Below are 18,684 nucleotides of genomic sequence, written 5' to 3' on the forward strand. Positions count from 1 at the left end.
GGGCAATTGATCCGTCGTCGACAGGCTTGACTGCTGTCCTTCTCAGCCAAGCCCGCCGATGCTCCATGCGGCTATGCGGCGGCCGCCGAATAGGCGGCGTGGCCATCGGAGAGGTACATGCGCATGACCGCGGTGTGCGCCGGAAAGGCCAGTTCCACGGCTTCCTCGACCACGAGCCATTCGGTGGCCTCAGTGGTGGCCGCAGGTTCTGGAAGCGTCTCTTCGTCCTGTCTGGGCAACAGGGCAAACAGGTCAATGGTGTTGACCGCGCTCCGCGCGTCGAAGAGCTGGATGCCCTGCGGAACAGCCGCGATGCCAGTCTCTTCCCTCAACTCCCGTACTGCAGCCTCCTGCCAGGTCTCTCCCACCTCAATGTATCCGCCGGGCAAGGCGAGCTGGCCTCGGCATGGTTCGACATCCCGTCGTACGACGACGAGCCCCGTTTTGCCGACGCTTGTACGGACAGGCTGGAGGGCGACTGCGACCGGGAGGGGATTTGCCCAGTTCGTCTCACCGCACCTCCCGCAGTCTCTGGGCCAGCCGACGCCAGACGGGTAGGAGAACCCACAGTAGGGACAATGCGTAATGCTTCGGCCTCGCGTATATCCCATCTCAGGTGTCCCCTCTCGCCCCGACATTCTGGTGCGGCGGTGCGGTCGAATCCAACGGGAGGTGCTGGAGGTGGTGGAGAAGGCGTCTGCCCGCATGTCCGAGCGGGCATGCGGGCAGACACAGGTGATCGTTAACCGCGAGCAGGAACGAAGTTCACCAGCTTCGGAGCGCGCACGATGACCTTCGCAATGCTTGCACCACCGAGAGCCGCCTGCACCTTCTCGGACTGCAGAGCCAGCTGCTGCAGGTCCTGCTCGCTGATGTCGGGTGAGACGTCGATACGGTCGCGGAACTTGCCTGCCACCTGGACAACGCACGTCACCTGCTCTTCCACGAGGAGAGCCGGATCCACTTCCGGCCAGCCCGCCTTAAGAACGGAGGGCGTCTCGCCGAGGCGGACCCAGCACTCTTCGGCGGTGAACGGAGCGACGCAGGACAGCATGCGGACCAGGGCCGCGGTGCCCTCCTGAACTGCGGCGTCGTCTGCGCCCAGCTGCCCGTCGACAGCCTGCCGAAGCGTGTTGGTGAGCTTCATCAGGCAAGCGATGCCAACGTTGAACCTCTTGGACTCCATCGCCTGAGTGGCGTCGTTGATGAGCTTGTGGATCGTCTTGCGGAGTTCAAGATCACCCGTGTTGTCGTCGGACGCTGGGGTCGCATTGCCGACGTCGCCGGCCAGGCGCCAGACACGGGCAAGCCACTTCACCGAGCCGGCGGGTGACACGTCCGCCCAGTCGATGTCGTCTTCAGGCGGGCTTGCGAACAGCATGGTGACGCGCACCGCGTCCGGGCCGTGCTGAGCAATCTGCTCCTGCAGATTCACCAGGTTCCCCAGGCTCTTGCTCATGGCCTTGCCGTTCATGATGACCTGGCCCTGGTTGGTCAGGCGAGTGAACGGCTCGGTGAACGGGACCAGGTCGAGGTCGTGGAGAACCTTGGTGAGGAACCGTGCGTACATGAGGTGGCCGGTGGCGTGTTCCTTGCCGCCGACGTACTCGTCCACCGGGAGCCATGCGGCCACTCCGGCCGGGTCGAACGGCCCGTCCTCATAGTTGGGGTTGGGGTAGCGCAGGAAGTACCACGAGGAGTCCACGAAGGTGTCCATCGTGTCCGTGTCCCGACGGGCCTGTGCGCCACACGACGGGCAGTCGACGTTCACCCACTCGGTGGCAGTCTCCAGGGGCGACTTGCCGCCATCAGGGCGCAGGGTGTAGCCGCTCTCGGGGAGCTTGACCGGCAGTTGGTCATCGGGAACGGGCACCGCGCCGCACGAGTCGCAGTAGATGATCGGGATTGGGGTACCCCAGTACCGCTGACGCGACAGGAGCCAGTCCCGCAGGCGGTACGTGACGGCACCCTGGCCGACGCCCTGCTGCTCCAGATCCGCGATGACTGTTGCGATAGCTTCGTCCTTGCGCAGCCCGTTGAGCGGACCGGAGTTCATGAGGACGCCGTCGCCGGCGGTCGCGATGCCGGTTTCAGCAGGGTCCGATTCGCCGGTTTCCACGACAGCGCGCACGGGCAGGTTGAAGGCGCGTGCGAAGTTGAGGTCACGCTGGTCGTGCGCCGGAACTGCCATGACTGCGCCGGTGCCGTAGTCGGCCAGCACGTAGTCGGAGGCGTAGACGGGCAGCCTCTCCCCGCTGACGGGGTTTACCGCGTGACGGCCAAGGAAGACGCCGGTCATGGGCCGATCGATGGCCAGCCGCTCCATCTCGGCTTTGGATGCCAGGGCGGTCCGGTAGTCGTTGAAGAGTGCCCGATGCTCGGCATCGCACAGTTCGTCGGCGAGCGCAGAGTCTGCGGCCACGACGAAGAAGGTGGCGCCGTAGAGGGTGTCGGGCCGGGTACTGAAGACGCGGACGGGTTCTTCGCGGTCTTCGATCTTGAAGTCGATGTGTGCACCGGTCGAGCGGCCGATCCAGTTCCGCTGCATGCTCAGGATCTCGTCCGGCCACTTGCCCTGGAGCTGGTCCATGTCGTCCAGTAGGCGCTGAGCGTATGCAGTGGTGCGGAAGAACCACTGGGTCAGGTTCCTCTTGACCACGTCGGTACCGCATCGCTCGCACTTGCCCTGGATGACCTGTTCGTTCGCCAGGACCGTCTCGTCAGTGGGGCACCAGTTGACGGGTGCTTCCTTGCGGTAGGCGAGACCGCGCTCGAACAGTTTGAGGAACAGCCACTGGTTCCAGCGGTAGTACTCAGGGTCCGAGGTGTGGAAACGGGTGCGCCAGTCGAAGGAGATTCCGAGGCGTTCGAAGGACTCGGCCTGGATGTCGATGTTTCCGTAGGTCCAGTCACGCGGGTCGAGGTTGCGCTTGCGGGCAGCGTTCTCCGCAGGCAGGCCGAAGGAGTCCCACGCGATGGGGTTCAGGACCTGCTGGCCGCGCATGCGGGCGAAGCGCGCCATGGTGTCGCTGATGCTGTAAACCTCAGCGTGCCCCATGTGCAGGTCGCCTGACGGGTACGGGAACATGCTGACGACGAGGGTGCGCTTCTCGTCCTTCGGGCTCGCAGGTGTTAGCTCCTCCGCCTCGAAGAGTCGCTCTTCCCGCCACAGCCGAAGCCACTTGTCGATGCCGGCGTGGGGGTCGTAGGTCTCCCGGGCGGTGGCCCCTTGCTCGTCAGCCATCTGTTCCAGTCCTTGTTACGGAAGGTGATGAGTCGGTCCGGACTCGGTGTGGCGGTTATGGTGGGCGCTCTTCGGAAATCCGCACGCCGACCCAGCCGTCGCACCCGGATAGGGTAGCGCGGCCTGCCTATCAGCCAGCGCGCCATTAGCGGCAGTTCGGCTCTATCTCGGGCCTTCCTCGCTCAAGCGTCCGCCTAGCGAGACGGCTCCTTGCCGCTGGCGCTCTCCAGCGCCCGCAGAGCCGACAGCACGGTCTGTGTCGAATCCACACGGATCACGCGAGGATGCGGATGAGCCCGCGTGCTGGATTGGCCGGTGATCCAGATGGAGGGAACATCGCAGGCCAAGGCTCCGAGAATGTCTCGGTCGTAGGTGTCGCCGATCACGACTGCCGTTTCGATCTGGCCGCCGGCTCTGTCGACGGCGCTAGCAACGGCCCGCGGATCAGGCTTCGCGAATCCGGCCTCGGTGGAGATCACAGGATCGTACATGTACTTCAGTAGTCGCGTCGCTGCCAGCTTGCGGCGTTGCCCGTCGCCGGGTCCGTTGGTGAGCACCACCACACGCCGCTCTTCGTAGGCGAGCTGCTCGACAAGTTCCGCCGCTCCGGGGAGCAGTGTGACGTCCTGGTGGCGGTGCTGTATATACCGCTCGTTCATCGCAGCAGCCACAGCTCGGCCACCGTCCCCGCCGACTCCGCACCGTTCCAGCGTGAGCTGCCAGGCAGCCTCCCGGAATGATGGGAGCCACGCTCGCAACCGGGCCAGGGCCGGTACGGCGCGGTCGAAGTCCTCCGAGAGGCCGTCCCAGGCTGAGATCCCGAAGGCATCACTCAACGGGTCTATCCACCTGGCCTTCCACCAGAGCCTTTGAGCAGTGATCCGAGCCGTACGAGCCAGGTGGGCCGCGTCGACTCCGATGAGCTGGTGTCCGACGTGTCCTGCGGATAGGAAAGCCCGGTCCACAGCACCTCGCTCGTCGATCAGAGTTCCGTCGAGGTCCAGTACTACGGTGTCTCTTCGCTTCATCGTGCACGGGCCTTGTCGAGCCAGGCTGCGACCGTGGGCATCAGTGCTTCGTACCGGTAGTTCTCTGCGGCTGCCCGGGCAGCCGCTTGCCTCTGAGAAGCGGTCTCGTCGTCCAGGCAAGAGAGCATTGCTGCCGCGACATCGTCCACGGCCAGGGAGGGAGTCGTGGCTCCGATCCCGTGGGCGGTGACGAGGTCGCCCAGGGCGCCTCGACGCGGTGCCACGATGGGCAGCTCGTATAGAACGGTTTCCCGAAGCCGCATGGGCGGGCACAGATCCCACAGAACGTGAGGTTCATACAGGCAGAGCGCGGCCCGTGCCGTCTCCATCACTGTGATCCGGTCCGCCAGGGACAGGCCACCGCGACAGAACGTGACGAGGTGGGCGAGCCGGCGGTCCTCCGCTACGGCTTCCTGAACAGCGCGATAGGCAGCGGTCGGCGTACCGCGTTGCGGGTACAGGAACCACAAGGTTGCTTCTTGCCCCGCTTCAAGGAGTGCGCGAAGACCCCGAACTGCGGTTACCGGGGAGTAGTGGTTCCACAGGCCGCCGTTCCACACGAAGTCGGGTCCGGTTGCGTCTCGCGACGGCGGCTTCTTCCACCTGGTGCGCTCGTTGATGTCGCTGAAGCCGACGGGGAGTTGGCAGAAGAGATCGTCGAGCGACATGTTTCGGGACGGCTCCAGGAGCAGGTCGAAGCGGCAGGTCGTGAGCATGCCGGTCAGTACCTGCTTCTCGACCTCGCTGGCCACAAGGTAGCCGTCTGCCATCCGCAGCCGTGTCAGATATTCGTCGAGCAGTCCACTGTACTTGGAGACCGGGTCGGCTGCGTCGTGCACACGTTGGTACGTCGTGTACTCCAGAGGCCACACGATTGCATCGAAGATGCAGATCGCTCCGGCCTCCTTGAAACGCCGAATGGAATCGACGGGTGTTGCGAAGCCGAACAGGTAGATGTCTCGGCGGGCAGGAGTCTTGCGGATCGTCTCATCCTGCGTTTGCCAAGGCGTGTCAGACCAGGTTTCCTGAATGTCCGCGTGCGGCACATCAGGAGTGATCACAAGCACGTCTTCGTAGTGCGCCAAAGCGGAGCCGAGTTCCCAAGCCCGGAACCCCACACCGTTCAGGCCTGTGGCCATGCTCACGCCGAAGTCGATATACAGCACGCCTACCCCCTGGTGGAGTGTCCCGATTCATTGCAGAGAGCGTTATGCCCCGGCTTCGCGGAGGGTGATAACGGGAATCGCGCGCGCCGCGCTGGCTTCGTAGCGCGCAAATTCGGGGTCGCGTTCAATCTGCCGGGTAAATACTTCCTCGCGTTCCACCCCTGTCACTTCGATCGCGGTAGCCTCAAATTTCCTAGCGCCGATCTCCACCGTGACTTTCGGGTTAGCGCGGATGTTGTGATACCAGTCCGGAGTCTTTTCGTTCCCCCCGTCTGAGGCGAAGACATAGAGGTTGTCGCCTTCAGCTTGGTAGGACAAGGGTGTGGTGCGGCGTTGCCCGCTACGGGCACCAACGGTGGTGAGGAGAAGGATCTTCCATGACTCCCGGATGCCGCCCAGTCGACCTTCGTTGGCCCGGAACTCTTCGATGATCCGGTTGCGGCGTATGAGGCCGGCCGGCCTCCCATCGCCGTCGGCCTTGCTGCCGAAGTGAGCGGGCAGCCCGTCTGTCAGGATGTCCGGGAGGTACTTCCCGGTCGCTGTGGTGGCTGGCAGCGTGAGGCCGAGACGCTTGGCGTACTTGAGGGCGAGTACGACTTCGCGTGTGGTCCGATCCACGAAGGGGTGGCTTCCGATCCCGGCATCCAGGGCGTCCTCGTCCTTCTTGCCCCAGTGTTCGAGCACCCAACTGCTTCCCGTGCTGGAGCGGACGCCGTCGAGGAGCGACTCTCGTGACAGGCCTGCGGTCGAGGCGATGTGGGCGACTTCCAGCATCGCGAGCCGGTTGGCGTGGAGCAGCAGGTTGTTGCACAGCTTGAGGACCATGCCGGTACCGACAGGACCCGCGTGGACGATGTTGTTGCTGTAGAGGTGGAGCGCCCACCGCGCTGCCTCGATGGTGTCGGCGCTTCCCCCAACGAACAGGGTGAGGACACCGTCTCGCATAGAGCCGCGGCCACGGCTCATCCCGGCGTCGATGAGCGCGATGTCATGGGTGGCAAGTTCGTCTGCCAATGCTGTGCACGTCGCGGGGTCCACCGTCGAATGCACGACCACCACTGTCCCCGGGCGCGCGGCTTCCGCGATACCGCGCTCGCCCAGGAGCACCTCCCGCACCTGGTCGTCGTTGTGCACGATCACGAGCACAACGTCGCAGCGGCCAGCAACCTCTGCCGGGACCTGGACACGCTCGAAGCCCGAAGAGTCAAGATCTTCGACTGCCGGGGACTTGTCGAGACCGATCACTGGATGGCCGACGGCGAGGATTCGCTGAGCGATTGTGCCGCCCATCTCGCCGAGGCCGATCACGCCAATAGGCCGTTGGCTGCTGGTCATCGCGTGGCTCCTTCAAACGTGTGGTGGGGGGTACGGGAAGGAACGTCCCGAGCTGCGGGTCCGCTGGAGACCTCGCTGAGGAGTCGGTGCCATTCGTCGAATGCTGCACGGACCCGGCCGCCGCCATGGGCGGCGGTTTCAGGGAGCAGCGGGTCCGGGCACACGGACTCCCAGAACCAGCGGACTGACGCCGACATGCGGCGCACCTTCTCTGCCCGGGATTCCGCGCTATCGAGGCAGAACACGGTGGAGCGTTCTTCCGCTCGGGCCATGCGTCCTGTGCCGGAGACCGACGGCGAAGGAACGTGAGCGAGATGATCAAGCCGCTCCCGGGCACCGGTGGCTTCCATCACGGTGCGCGCTGTAGAGATGGCTTTGGCCTGATGAAGGTTTTCGGCAACCACGACGTGCTCGACGGAGAATCCAACAAGGTCCGAAACCACCGCCGGCAGGTACGTCACGATGCTGCGCCGGTACTGCCGCAGCCGGGCCGCACTCGGCGGCTTCCGTGAGGGCTTCGACGCACGGATGGTGTAGAGGTCCTCGATGTCTCCGCCCGGCGTGACTGCGGTGATGGCGTCCGCGGCGCTGTCTAGAGCCGAGGACACAGGCTTCCTGTCAGTCCGAACCAGAACCGGTGGACGACCTCCAGGGATGGCTGCGGCGATGCGATTCACGAAACCCTCGAGACGCTGGCCGAAGTCCTGCCAGGCGGACGGGCTGACTGCCGGATCGCTGACGAGGATCTCTTCACCGATCGGCAGAAACAGCACACAGGGCACGCCAGCCCACGCAGCGAGGAGCAGCGGCTGCAGCGTGTCTGCCACGAACTCAACGCGCAGCCGGTCGACTTGTGCTGCGCAGTTCGTGAGGCACGCCCCGCCCACCACTACTGATCCGCCACTGGGCGGGGTGAAGTGCGCATTGGACGCGAAGGCGATCCCCGCTGCCGCGGGACCGTAGCCGATGAGGTCCTGATGCTCCAAGGCTGGCACGAGCCGCAGCTCGTTCAGGAGCCAGGAGCTGGACCGCCGGTACATGTCCCGCAGGACACGATCAGGCAGCTGATCACTCTTCGGAGCCGTGGTCCGTCGAACCATCAGGCCACGGAGTCCACGTAGGCGATGATGGCCTCGCTGATGGCGTCGACCTCGCCGTCGGTGAGTTCCGGATAGACGGGTATCGAGATCACTCCGGCTGCGACATCGGCGGCACGGGTGAAGCTGTGCGCGCGCAGCGCGTGCCCTTCAAACGCTGGCTGGTCGTGGAGAAGTACCGGGTAGCAGACCAGGGTGCCGATCGCCTGGTCAGCGAGGCGCTTGCGCAGCCCGTCACGGTCCGGGACCTGGATCGTGTACTTGTGGTACACGTGCGCTTCCGGCTCCGTCGCCGTCGGCGTGACGACGTGGCCGCATGAGGCGAAGTTCTTCGTGTACCGGGCTGCGATCTCTCGGCGGCGGGTGATCCATGTGTCCAGGTGCGGCAGCTTCGTGGACAGCAGCGCCGCCTCGAAGGGATTCAGCCTGCTGTTGAGGCCCATGCGCGTGTGGCGGAAGCCACCGGCGTTTCCGTGCCCTCGCAGTGAGCGGGCGCGAGCCGCGATCTCGGGGTCATTGGTCAGCACTGCACCGCCGTTGGAGAAGCTCGACAGGTGTTTCGACCAGTTGAAGCTGATGCCCGAAGCTGTGCCGAACGTGCCGACGTGCTTTCCTCCGGTGCGGGCACCGAGTGCTTGGGCCACGTCCTCGACGACGGCAAGGGAGTGCTGGTCCGCGAGCTGCCGCAGTGCCGGCATGTCGATGGCTTCGCCGAAAAGGTGCACAGGCACGATCGCCGCAGTGTTCGGGGTGATCGCATCCCGAACCGCGTCCAGGTCCATCACCATCCGGCCGGGCTCTACGTCAACGAAGACCGGGGTAAAGCCCGCCATGATGATGCTCGCCGCGGTGGCGTAGAAACCGAAGTCGCAGGTGATGACCTCTGCGCCCGCCGGGGCGTCGAGAGCGCGGAGGGCGATGATGAGCGCGTCGGTGCCGGAGGCGACTGCCACGGCAGAGCCAGCCTGGCTGTAGTCCGCGAGCAGTCCTTCGAACGTCTCGACGCTCCGGGCGAACGCCGTGTCGTCAGCAAGGTCGACCGAGCCGATCGCCTGGGCGAGTTCCGCTGCAAGGGCGTCGTGCTGCCTGCTGTTGGAGTGGAACGGGATCACTGCGTCGCTCCTTAGTCAGATGCTGGTGGCCATCGAAGTGACGGACCCAGCGGTGGGCGAGACGTGCTCGTGCTCGACTCGGTCAACGACGAGTTGCCGCAGGGCCTGGCAGTCGGCGAGGTCACGAGCCAGCTGCGGGTCAGAAACCACGTGCTTGACGGCGCTGTTGAGGAACTCGCGCCAGGGCCGCTCGATGTCCGTCCCGTACAGGCTCAGCAGCCGTCGCCACGACCTCTCGTATGCGGTGACGGACGTCAGCCACTCTTCGAGGGACCGGCGGGGCGTGTGCCCGCAGGGAAGATGGCTCGTGGCGCGAACTGTGTGGCCCGTGGAGAGAGCGTGTGCCGAGAGACTGGGGCCGATCAGCGTGCCGAGATCGAGGGCTGTATCAACTGCCCTCTCGAACGCCGGTCGACGTGCCAACGTGCCGCCCGCACCGCCTTGGATATAGGGCTTGCTCACAACACCGCAGACGCGTTCCAGGGTCTGAATGAACCTCTGCGAACTCGGCGTTTCCCACATTGAGCACTGCTCGTGGATGACCATGCCGCTGATGGCGTCGAGGGCGGGTTCGGCCGCCAGGGCACACTCCAGGTGGGACCAATGGGCAGGGCCACGCAAGACGGCATCGGCATCGAGGAACCCGACGAGGTCCTGCCTTGTGCCCAGGCTTTCGGAGATGCTGAGGCCTTCTCGCACAGCTCGGATGTATCCGACATCGCCCCTGATGACTGCGACCGCGAACGGCGCCGGCGATTCGGACAGTTCCTTGATGACAAGCCCAGGGTCCACGGCCGGCTGGCGGCTGCCGTTGAACACCAGGATGTGCAGGGCCAAAGTCTGAGGAGGTGCCTCCGAGATGGCGCGCAGGCTGGAGTGGATGGCCGGTCGCGGGTCGTGGTCCGGGCCGACTGGGACCATGACGGGAATCGCGCCGCTGGTTGTGCCCGGTATGGGCGTATGCAGCATCTCGGCGGTCATGCCTGCCCCTTCTCTCGGATCAGTGGGATTCGACAATGTGACGTGCTGTGTCCAGGCCCTGCCGGACGGCCTGGTCCATGTTGATGTAGCGATAGGTGGCGAGGCGGCCCGCAGCCCGCAGGGGGTTGCGCTCGTAGCTGGCGAGCTTCGCTTCGTATGCGGCTTGGAGGGACCTGTTGGAGCCGGCACTGTCGGGCACCGGGTAGTGCTTTGCTGAGGCGCCGGGATACTCACGCATGATCACCGTGCCGCGGGTCGCATGCAGTTTTTCCAGCGCCCACTTGGTTTCGATTGTCCGCGTCCAAGGGACCGCGAGGTCGGGCTCATTCACGACCATCGACGGCTGCGCAAGTGTGACGTCGGGCATGAACTGGCTCTCCAGCCGGACTCCGCGCCACTCCAGGGGGCCAAGCTCGCAAGTGTAGAAGTCGTCGAGCGCAGACGTGATGACGACGGGTTCGCCGGGAAGGGCCAAGTCCGCGAGATCGGAGTGAGTTACGGGCTGCCCGAGGTGCACCTCGGCGTCCGCCAGGAGGGACTCCACGAGGTGGGCGTAACCGCGCTCAGGCCACCCTTGGTATGGGTCGCGAAACAAGCCGCGGTGACCGTCATTCCGGAGTTCAACCCGGTTGGCCGCGACGGACGCCGAGAGCGACTCGGGGTCACGGCCCCACTGCTTCATCGTGTAGTTGCGGACACATAGCCCGTACAGGGTGTCTCCCATGAGCGTCCGGCAATAGGTGGCGAAGTTGGTCGCATCAGGATTCCGGGGCAGGACCGCCAACTCGCGCTCAATTCGCGGCCATTCCTCAAGCTGGGCCAGTTCGCTCCGCTGCAGGGGCCAGCTCAGCTGATTCGAGCGGACACGAATGGTGACGCGATGCTCGTAGGGCACGAAGGCCGTGTGCTCGCTGACGAGTCGCCACACTTCGGAGTCACATGTGTGGAAGATGTGCGCCCCGTGCGGCTCGTACGGGACTCCGCGGAGCCATTCGCTCCGTATATGACCGCCGACCACGTCGGCCTGCTCGAAGACACGCACCTTGAAGCCGCCCCGGGCCAGTTGCCATGCAACGGTCGCACCCGTCAGCCCGGCGCCGACTACAACGCAGCTCCTGGCGGCGGTCACCGCGCATCCAATCCAGCGAGGAAAAAGGGCCGTTGGACTCCCAGGGCGGCAAAGGTGAAGGTGTAACTACTCGACGCCCACATTGATCCACAGGCAGTTCTCGCCGCGACTTGTGGCAACACTGGTACTCCCATCTGCTGCGACTAGGCGTGCGGCTGCACGCGAGGCGGTGATCACGGCCCTGAGCCGCGAGTCTGCGAGGGGACGGGCTGGACCGCTGACGTGCGGAGGAGTGCACTGCTAGGGGCTCCAGCTCACCGCCAAGGACGTCAGGACCGAGCAGCAATACTGGAGCTCCACTTGGCGAATCGCACATCACAGGCGTGATATCGCCGACGTGATACAGGGAGAGGGAACGATGCGTTCAAGATGCTGCCGAGCGTGCAGACCGCTCGGGACCACGATCAGTGAGCTTCGCCGACCTGGAGAGGACCACCGCGATGGACATGAGTCAAGCCATGGAGGATCTCGGCGTCACAGAAGATCTACTTGGTAGCGAGCTGATCCGGCAACTCGATGTACGCGGATTCGTCATTCTCGAAGGATTCCTGACTCTATGCGAGGTTCAGGCGCTGCGAGACCGCCTGGCCGAGCTTTTGGTGATGGAAGGTGAGAAGGCCGGCACTGAGGTCAACAAGGAGCCTGGCACAGACCGGGTTTCAGACTTGGTGAACAAGGGGCACGTCTTCGAGAAGTGCTTCACCCATCCCGTCCTCCTCGCGGGTGTGCAGCGTGTGCTTGGAGAATTCAAGTTGTCCTCGCTGAGTAGTCGGCAACCATTGCCTCACGAAGGCCAGCAGCCACTGCATGCCGACTGGCGGGGGCCTGCCCCCCAGGCCGGAGACTTTCAGGTATTCAATTCAATATGGCTGCTCGATGACTTCACGTGCGAAAATGGTGCGACTCGCGTCGTGCCCGGATCGCACCTTTGGAGGAAGGCGCCGTCCGCGGTGATGGCCGACCCTGTTGACACTCATCCTGCGGAGACTCTCATCGTGGCTCCGGCAGGGTCACTGATCATGTTCAATGGCCATCTGTGGCATGGAGGCACCACCAACAAGAGCGGCGAGCCGCGCCAGGCACTCCACGCGTACTTCACTCGCAGGTCTAATCCACAGCAACTCGACCAGGCGACATTCATACGCAACGACACGCTGGCACGACTCAGCGTCGCTGCCCGATTCCTTCTCGACGTCTAGCCACAACCCGGGTCGCAGAAACCATCTCGCTCGGGAGTGGACCCAGTGGATTGGTCACCCTGCATGTCTCCCTGGTGGGGAACACACGGTGCCGCGAGATCACTCTCGCGGGGTGGCATCAGACCCCGATGGCCCGATGTCTTCTCGCTTCGACGCTGCGCGCCCTTCGCCGAACCGGCTGAGGGTCTTACCGCAACTCCACGAGCTTTTTCCGTCTCCCCGCTACCCGAGGTGACGTTTCCAATCATCCGTTGGGCGGCATGCCTGATATTCTGCGCTGCATTATGGCGCCGCCCAATACTGAATCCGCAATCGCGGCAGCTGAATCTACTGTCCGAGACGGATACACGTGAGTTTTGCGATCCACATCTCGAACAGACCTGATTGACTGGTTCACCTGGCGTCAGTACGACCATCGTGGACCCATACCAAAGGGCTTTGTAGGCGAGTTGCCGGCGAACCTCTCCTGGCGCCGCGTCCAGCAGATACCTGTTGAAGCGCGCGGTGATCGAACTGGCCCGACGGCCCTCACCAGGAACCGGTGGCCGCTTCATCAGCCCCTGCACGTCAAAGCCTTCCACAGCGATGTGCGAGAAGTTCTCCGCCAGCTGCCTGGTCAGTGCGTGAAGGTGGGTCGCCCGGCGCTCAGCGACCACATGATGGATCCGGGCAACCTTACGTGCCGCCCTTCCGCGGCGTACGGACCCCTTGACGGTTTTGGACAGAGCGCGCTGCGCCTTCGTCAATCGCGTCATGCACCGTTGCAGGTGCCGAGGGTGTTCGACCACATTGCTGTCGTGATCCGCCTGGCGAAGCCGCCCAGACAGGACAGCCAGGTGCGTAGAACCAAGATCCACTCCGACCACTCCTCCGGCACGCTGGCGAGCGGTGAGACGCTGAGGGATCTCCTGCTGCACCCTGCACAACACCGATGCATACCAGCGGCTCCCAGCGCGTGACACGGTCACCGACTGAATCACCGCCTGCCCACGGCCGACCATGCGCGCCAAGGGCTTGCCGGAGTTGTGGATGCGGACCTCGCCGAACTTCGGCAGATTGATCCTTCGGTATCCGACGAGTCGGATCGAGGGGCGCTTCGCATCGTGGTGCAGTCGGAAGGAGTCCCTGCTGCGCCCCTTCTTCTTGTAGCGGGGGTAGCCAACGCGGTGCCCACCACGCTGTCCCCGCAGGGAAGAGAGCCAGTTCCTCCACGCCGCATCGGCGTCGATGAACCCGGACTGGAAGCAGTGATTGTTCACCTCCCACCACCAGGGGCACGAACCGTCCACGGCGCTGCGGCTGTCTCCCCGGCCGGTGACCCACGCCTTTTGGATCGCTGGTTTGGAAGGGACCACGAGTTTGATGCGCTTGCGGGCCTCTGCCTCGGTCTCTCCGGATTCGACTAGCGCCTGCACCTCGGCGCGCCATCTCTGGTGCTCGGCTTGCTTGGCTGCGAGTGCATGGTTGAAGGCCCACCTGGCGGCGCCCGCGTACCGGGTGAGCAGGGCAGCCTGGGAGTCGGATGGGTCCAGGGCAAACCGGTAGGCGCGCAATACCTCCTGCGACGTCATCGATCCCCCACAAGCTCGGCATCCGTGGCGAGAGCATAGTGCTCGTCACCCACCAGATCCCGGCAACCATCTCTCCCCCTCACTGCACCGGTGTTCACGAGGCCGACGCAGTGTTCGGTGAGGCTCGCAAGCAGCCCGATCACGGCAGCCACTCGAATCTTCCGCCCGGTTCCAAGGAGTCCTGAGGCGAGACCCATCGGACAAGCCCCAGTCCGGCTGGGATTACGCGGACTCGAGCTCGGAGGGAGCAGATCGCTGGCGATGAAGCAGGGCGGGATCCTGCGGGCCACGAAGGATCGGGCCCGTGAGCTCGATCGGCACATCAAGGCCGTCGAGAAGCATGACGATCTTGTCGATGTTGGTGAGCCTGCGCATGCCGGATTCCAGCATCGACAGGAAAGCCTGGCTCAGGCCCGTCAGCGTGGCCACATCATCTTGCCGGAGCGATCCGAGCTGCCGGACAAGTAGGCAGACAGTGCCGAAGTCTCTCTCTCGGAGGGCTAATTGAACCTCGGCTGACTCCCAGACGTGGGCTGGGACGAACGGCTGAGGTGCCCACGCCGGCCGGAGACACGTACTGCAGTACTCGTCGCTGTTATACCGACTCAGTCGGCACCCGCAACCGTCACAGCGACGCAGATGCTCTCCTGTCGCGGGCGTCTTGATCGTGGGAATTGCCGACACGGACATCCTCTCCTCGATGAACAGAGATACCAATTGGGGACGAAAGGCCGCGACGGCGCGGACCCTGGCCAGCGCCGTCCGCGAACAGCCGAGACGCCACCCGAAGCGTTCAGCAGCAGCATCTGGGTGCTGCTGATGCCCACTCGACCGTGTGGGACCTAAAGGGTGGAGTCCTCCGCGGACCCATAGATCTCTCTGCGGGCCCTGCTCAGGGCTCGGCGCAGCGCAGCGGGTTGCGTTAGAGCCCTCGGAGAACTGGGCAACCTGTGCCAGTGCAGACCGGACGGCTCGGTCTTGCCTGCTGGGGGAACGATGACGTGGCACTTCACACCGAGCGCGACCGTCCCTGGCTCTTCCCAATCCGGTGCAGTGCCCTTGGGGACGAGAAAGTAAAGACGGGGCTCCGGGCCACCGGCCTCAAGAATGACGGGCCCGATCAGGTCGCCGGCTTCGACGAGGATCTCCATGGCACGCAGACCAGTAGCCTCGACTGCGCGGATGGCGTCCCACCACGTGCCCGCGGCGCAAAGGTCAGACTCCTCGCCAACGGGCATCCATCGAGGCAACGGTGCGGACGCTCCCGGGGCGGCATCAGGCATCATGCGAATGGTCTCCCCACAACTGGTTGTGAGGAGACCATTCCATTCTGCAAGCGCCGTGAGCGGACAGACTGTCCGTGGGGTCTCTCGGCCAAACCCCTTGACGTACCGTCAGGCTGTGGTAAGGCCTGCCCAACTCCCGAATGCTGTCAGCTCGTTGGAGGGATGGGTCTCCAAGCGCAGCAACGCAGACGTGGTCTCGCGGACAGACGGGTGGAACCTGACGTGGTTCGGCGCCACCCTGCGCGCCCGCTGAAGATCGGCGAAGGCCCCCGGCCTGTCCCCTGCCGCGAGCTTCGCCGAGGCCACGTCGATGAAGTGGTGGCTCGACCGCTCGCCGACTGTCGCCGCAGGCGGCATCCACTCACCGCCGGAGGAGGGGGCCCACTCTCGAAGCCGCGCCAGGGCCTGCTCCGTGTCGCCCATGTCGATCATCGCGTGTACTTCGTGAATGCGGATGTTCGTCGGCCCGAACGACATCTCGTACGCGAGGGAATCACGGTTGCCGGCCATCCTGGCCACTTGCTCCGCTTCCCGCAGGTAGTCGCCCGCACGATCAGGGTTGTTCTCGCGCGCCTCGAGCACAGCCAGCTTGAGTAGCAGAGCGCCGTCCACCGCCAGAGCGTCGTCCGAGTACGACCGTTCCGGCTGAATCCGCTCAAGCTCGCGGCGCAGCGCCAGCAGCTTGCGACGAGCGGAGCTGTAAGCGCCCTGTCGGAGCATCGCACCGGCAACCAGGTAGGCGGCAGTGACCTGCATCAACGGGTCACGAGACCGGTCCGCAGCCCAACGGACGCGTTCTAGCGACGCGGTCGAGAGATCATGATGGCCCAGTTTGTGCGCGAGGGAGTTGACTGCCCGGTAGGCGCGGGCGAGATGCCAGAAGGCCGTCCGCTCCTCGTCGCCCTGAGTGCTGAGCGCCACGTGCGTGAGCTCGGTGATGATCGGCGCCAGGAGCGGTCCCATCGGAGCGTACCGCGCGTCCCGCCGTAGAGCCGCGATCTGATCGACCTCTGAAGCGAGTACCGGCAGCGCGCGGGGAGCAACATCCAGCTCGTCGGGGGTGTCGTAGCACAGCATGATCCGCCGGAGCTCTGGGATCACCGCGTGGACCCCGTCCTCGGCCTCCGGCTCCCCGTAGTACGGCTGCCCCGTGAGGACTTCCACGCCGAAGTGCAGCGCCTTCGCCAGTGCCAGGACCAACGAAAGCGGCGCCTTCCGTTTCCCGGATTCGAGTTTTTCTATGTAGCTGGGTGATACGGCGACTTTCTGAGCGAGTTGAGCGACAGACAGTCTCCGAACCTTGCGGGCTATCCGGAGCCGGTCGCCCAGCGTCACGTTCTCGGCCATGGACGGATCATCCCTTCGCGACGGAGCACTCAGATCAGAGTACGGACAAGGCACCCCTCGGCGGACTGCGTCGCCAAGTGTTTACGAGGGCGCCGTCCGTCCATGAGGGCTTCGTGCGCTGCGGCGCCGGCTTGAAGCCTCGGTGGAACGAGCACAGCTCACAGGGGCGGCACACGAAGGAGAGGATGAATAGTAAATACTCCCCAATTAGGGGCATCGCGAAGGAGGTCAATCGACGCCGCGTCAAGGGGCAGCGCACAGAAACCCACGGACAAATTGTGCGGACGCTCCAACTACCCAGAGAAGCCGCCCCCTTGCTCTGGGTGTCAGAGCCGACTCCTCGCCCGCGCACACCTCCACCCAGAGTGAACGCCACCGTGTACCGACCCGTCGCCCGCACACGCCAGGTCACGTCGACCGAGCGGCGCATCCCCGGGTGCCCCGCGCACCTGGGGCACCGAGCACGACGACAACGCCGCCCAGCTCGGCAGCATCGCAGGACATGCCGTACCAGCTGACCTCGCCAGGTAAGCACAATGGCAGCCTGCGGGTCAGGTGGAAGGGTGGGTGCGCTGCCCGTAACCTCCTCTGCCCATTGCCTGGCTGCGCGCCCCAACCATGCCCTTCGCCTGGGACGCGGCACGCCCGGACACGACGACTGGCAGGAGGGCATCCCCCTGAGCTATCAGACGCGATGAGCAGCTACCACCACTGCCGTCTCCGCGAAGAAGATCCGAAGACTCAGCGGGAGCGCAGGGTACGCATGTGTTGCACGAACTCGCGTGCCTCTCGATCATCGTCGTACTGCTGGGTTAGGACTGCGCTGAGATCACCGGCCACCATCATCAGGGAAGGCAGGGACTGCCGGTCACCTTGGAGGGCCTGCTCGCCGTAAGTGAGGGCGGCGCCGAGATCACCGCCTCGGGCAGCGACAACGCCCAGGGTGATCCGCGCCTCGGCGTTGCGCATGGGCGAACGCTCCGTGCCGTCGAAGTCCACGCCGGCTCGGAGGACTTCACGGGCCAGATTCTCGGACAGTTGGTTGTCGCCCACCTTGCGATAGCAGTCCATGGAGTAGAAGTCCCACTTGCTCGGGTCGACCACGAAGTGGTTCTGCACATTGTCCGGGTAGGGCAAGGACTCCAGGAGACGGCGCCCGGCGTCGAGGGCAACCTCCGTCTGCCGCCGGTCCCCAACCCTGGCCCAGGCCTTAGCCTTTTGAGCCAGCAACTGCACTGCTACGGACTGGTTGGGGGCAACGGCGAGCCCGTCGTCCGCCGCGGCGAGGACACCGCGCATGTCTCCGTTCGTGAGTGCGAACCAGGCGCGCATCTCATGCGCCCACCCTTGAATTTCTGAGTGTCCGACCTCCCGGCCGATCGACAGTGCGGCCTGCCGAGTGGCCTCCGCGCGGGTGCGGGCTGCACCCCCGCTGTCGTACTCCACGCAGCCCACAAGCAAGGTGAGCATGCCTGCAAGGGCGAGGACGTCTCGGTGCTGTGCGAGCGTCAGGCGCTGGTGCTGCATGCCGGCGACTCGGTGGAGCCAGGCTTTGCTCTCGACCAGAAGCTGGTCGCCGGGCATGTAGGCGTACTCCGAGCAGAGCCTGTCCACCGTGATGCGCAGCGCATCCAAGGTGGCCTCATCGACGTCTGAGGCGCGCAGCCGGGCGACGATCTCAACGGTGTCCATGCCCGAGACATCCCGCACCTCAGTGTTCCCGTCCCTGCGATGGTCCGCAGGGAAGAAAGCGTGGGTGGTTGTGCCGAAGACGGCCGCAATCAGTGCCTTGTGGTCTCGGGGCTCGATCGCCCCGGACTCCCAGCGGCGCCAGGATCGCGCAAGCGTTCGCTCATCCGGCAGGTCGTGGGTTGAGTGGGCACGCATAGCGCGGGCGGCATCGAGAGGGCTCCAGTTACGGGCGGTGCGCTCGGACTCCATGCGCTTTGCCCAGACAGGGCGGTCGTCGATCATGCCGTGCCCTCCACCTCAGCCATCCGGCCTTCGCTTCCAGACGAGTCTTGCACGCAGAGTCGCCCCTCGCGGGCGGACAGCGGGGACACGGTAGGGGGCACTTGAAGTGACCTCCATGTCCACCCTTCCGACGGTAACCGTACGCATACAGAGTGTCGATCGCGTGGTGCCTGGAGATTCACGACGGTGATCTCCGAGGTCCTGGGCGGAATGAG

The 18,684-nt window shown here is 64.8% G+C and carries 14 protein-coding genes; 1 reads left to right on the top strand and 13 read right to left on the bottom strand.

Annotated features, from left to right (window positions below; translation table 11 throughout):
• Window positions 1–71 precede the first annotated feature (71 nt).
• The 9 genes from M878_RS48715 to M878_RS73835 form a co-directional block, all read right to left on the bottom strand.
• Window positions 72–707, bottom strand: a complete 636-nt coding sequence (locus M878_RS48715) for an NUDIX domain-containing protein (protein WP_342452727.1) — start codon at window positions 705–707, stop codon at window positions 72–74.
• Between the two features lie 35 nt (window positions 708–742).
• Window positions 743–3,244: a leucine--tRNA ligase gene (gene leuS, locus M878_RS73810; RefSeq protein WP_023549739.1), complete on the bottom strand. Its 2,502-nt coding sequence runs from the start codon at window positions 3,242–3,244 to the stop codon at window positions 743–745.
• 194 nt (window positions 3,245–3,438) lie between these two features.
• Window positions 3,439–4,272 (bottom strand): HAD family hydrolase, encoded by an 834-nt coding sequence (locus tag M878_RS94700; protein WP_078630366.1) that lies wholly within the window; start codon window positions 4,270–4,272, stop codon window positions 3,439–3,441.
• Window positions 4,269–5,438, bottom strand: coding sequence for a glycosyltransferase family protein (locus tag M878_RS73815; RefSeq protein WP_023549741.1), 1,170 nt, complete (start codon window positions 5,436–5,438; stop codon window positions 4,269–4,271). The genes M878_RS94700 and M878_RS73815 overlap by 4 nt, the downstream gene beginning before the upstream one ends.
• 42 nt (window positions 5,439–5,480) lie before the next feature.
• Window positions 5,481–6,773, bottom strand: a complete 1,293-nt coding sequence (locus tag M878_RS92980; protein WP_023549742.1) for a nitroreductase/quinone reductase family protein — start codon at window positions 6,771–6,773, stop codon at window positions 5,481–5,483.
• Window positions 6,770–7,813 (bottom strand): hypothetical protein, encoded by a 1,044-nt coding sequence (locus M878_RS48725; RefSeq protein ID WP_023549743.1) that lies wholly within the window; start codon window positions 7,811–7,813, stop codon window positions 6,770–6,772. Before M878_RS48725 ends, M878_RS92980 begins: the two co-directional genes overlap by 4 nt.
• 59 nt (window positions 7,814–7,872) lie before the next feature.
• Complete coding sequence (locus M878_RS73825; RefSeq protein ID WP_023549744.1) at window positions 7,873–8,982, bottom strand: DegT/DnrJ/EryC1/StrS family aminotransferase; 1,110 nt, start codon at window positions 8,980–8,982, stop codon at window positions 7,873–7,875.
• 15 nt (window positions 8,983–8,997) lie between these two features.
• Window positions 8,998–9,963 carry a glycosyltransferase family protein gene (locus M878_RS73830; RefSeq protein WP_023549745.1) on the bottom strand — a complete coding sequence of 322 codons (966 nt, stop codon included), beginning with the start codon at window positions 9,961–9,963 and terminating at the stop codon, window positions 8,998–9,000.
• A 19-nt stretch (window positions 9,964–9,982) separates the two neighbouring features.
• The gene (locus tag M878_RS73835; protein WP_023549746.1) at window positions 9,983–11,092 is read right to left on the bottom strand and encodes an FAD-dependent oxidoreductase; all 1,110 of its coding nucleotides are present in this window, start codon (window positions 11,090–11,092) and stop codon (window positions 9,983–9,985) included.
• A gap of 407 nt (window positions 11,093–11,499) precedes the next feature.
• Here M878_RS73835 and M878_RS73840 point away from each other — a divergent pair, with 407 nt between their 5' ends.
• On the top strand, window positions 11,500–12,291 hold the full coding sequence (locus M878_RS73840; RefSeq protein WP_023549747.1) for a phytanoyl-CoA dioxygenase family protein: 792 nt from the start codon (window positions 11,500–11,502) through the stop codon (window positions 12,289–12,291).
• Here M878_RS73840 and M878_RS94705 read toward each other — a convergent pair.
• The 4 genes from M878_RS94705 to M878_RS73860 form a co-directional block, all read right to left on the bottom strand.
• Complete coding sequence (locus M878_RS94705; protein ID WP_106962750.1) at window positions 12,288–13,862, bottom strand: RNA-guided endonuclease InsQ/TnpB family protein; 1,575 nt, start codon at window positions 13,860–13,862, stop codon at window positions 12,288–12,290. The genes M878_RS73840 and M878_RS94705 overlap by 4 nt on opposite strands.
• Before the next feature lie 222 nt (window positions 13,863–14,084).
• Complete coding sequence (locus M878_RS000000101925) at window positions 14,085–14,291, bottom strand: helix-turn-helix domain-containing protein (RefSeq protein WP_023549749.1); 207 nt, start codon at window positions 14,289–14,291, stop codon at window positions 14,085–14,087.
• 965 nt (window positions 14,292–15,256) lie between these two features.
• On the bottom strand, window positions 15,257–16,495 hold the full coding sequence (locus M878_RS73855; protein ID WP_031225639.1) for a helix-turn-helix transcriptional regulator: 1,239 nt from the start codon (window positions 16,493–16,495) through the stop codon (window positions 15,257–15,259).
• Window positions 16,496–17,236: 741 nt separating this feature from the next.
• A complete protein-coding gene (locus tag M878_RS73860; RefSeq protein WP_023549752.1) occupies window positions 17,237–18,469 on the bottom strand; it encodes an NsdA family TPR-like regulatory protein in 1,233 nt (410 codons plus the stop codon).
• Window positions 18,470–18,684: the final 215 nt, after the last annotated feature.

This window comes from Streptomyces roseochromogenus subsp. oscitans DS 12.976 (assembly GCF_000497445.1).
Taxonomy (GTDB): Bacteria; Actinomycetota; Actinomycetes; order Streptomycetales; family Streptomycetaceae; genus Streptomyces; species Streptomyces oscitans.

Coding starts and splice junctions, on each gene's coding strand:
- M878_RS48715 (WP_342452727.1), bottom strand. CDS start 707: ATGCGGGCAGACGCCTTCTCCACCACCTCCAGCACCTCCCGTTGGATT.
- leuS (WP_023549739.1), bottom strand. CDS start 3,244: ATGGCTGACGAGCAAGGGGCCACCGCCCGGGAGACCTACGACCCCCAC.
- M878_RS94700 (WP_078630366.1), bottom strand. CDS start 4,272: ATGAAGCGAAGAGACACCGTAGTACTGGACCTCGACGGAACTCTGATC.
- M878_RS92980 (WP_023549742.1), bottom strand. CDS start 6,773: ATGACCAGCAGCCAACGGCCTATTGGCGTGATCGGCCTCGGCGAGATG.
- M878_RS48725 (WP_023549743.1), bottom strand. CDS start 7,813: ATGTACCGGCGGTCCAGCTCCTGGCTCCTGAACGAGCTGCGGCTCGTG.
- M878_RS73830 (WP_023549745.1), bottom strand. CDS start 9,963: ATGACCGCCGAGATGCTGCATACGCCCATACCGGGCACAACCAGCGGC.
- M878_RS94705 (WP_106962750.1), bottom strand. CDS start 13,862: ATGACGTCGCAGGAGGTATTGCGCGCCTACCGGTTTGCCCTGGACCCA.
- M878_RS73855 (WP_031225639.1), bottom strand. CDS start 16,495: ATGGCCGAGAACGTGACGCTGGGCGACCGGCTCCGGATAGCCCGCAAG.
- M878_RS73860 (WP_023549752.1), bottom strand. CDS start 18,469: ATGATCGACGACCGCCCTGTCTGGGCAAAGCGCATGGAGTCCGAGCGC.